Source organism: Rhodobacter capsulatus (assembly GCF_005144475.1).
Lineage (GTDB): Bacteria > Pseudomonadota > Alphaproteobacteria > Rhodobacterales > Rhodobacteraceae > Rhodobacter > Rhodobacter capsulatus_C.
On sequence record NZ_SWJZ01000145.1, the window covers coordinates 1 to 430 of the forward strand.

Genomic DNA, 430 nt, shown 5'->3' on the forward strand with positions numbered 1-430 from the left:
TGACGGAAATGACGCTGCTGACGGCGCTGCGCACGGCGGCCACCTCGGCGCTGGTGGGGCGCTATCTTGCGCCCGAGGGGGCGCAGGTGATGGCGCTGATCGGCAATGGCGCGCAATGCGAGTTTCAGGCGCTGGCGTTCCGGGCGCTGTGCGGCATCCACCGGCTGCGGCTTTACGACATCGATCCGCTTGCGACCGGAAAGGCCCTGCGCAATCTGCGCGCGCAGGGGTTCGAGGTCACCGCCTGCGCCTCGGCACAGGCGGCGGTCGAAGGCGCGCAGATCCTCACCACCTGCACCGCCGACAAGCAATTCGCGACGATCCTGACCGACAACATGGTGGGGGCGGGGGTGCATCTCAACGCGATCGGCGGTGACTGTCCGGGCAAGACCGAACTGCATCCCGACATCCTGAAACGCGCCGAGATCTT

At 67.4% G+C, this 430-nt stretch carries 1 pseudogene; it reads left to right on the plus strand.

Annotation, left to right across the window (positions count from 1 at the left end):
* Nucleotides 1–430, plus strand: a pseudogene (locus FBT96_RS19805) (ornithine cyclodeaminase); the annotation flags it as partial.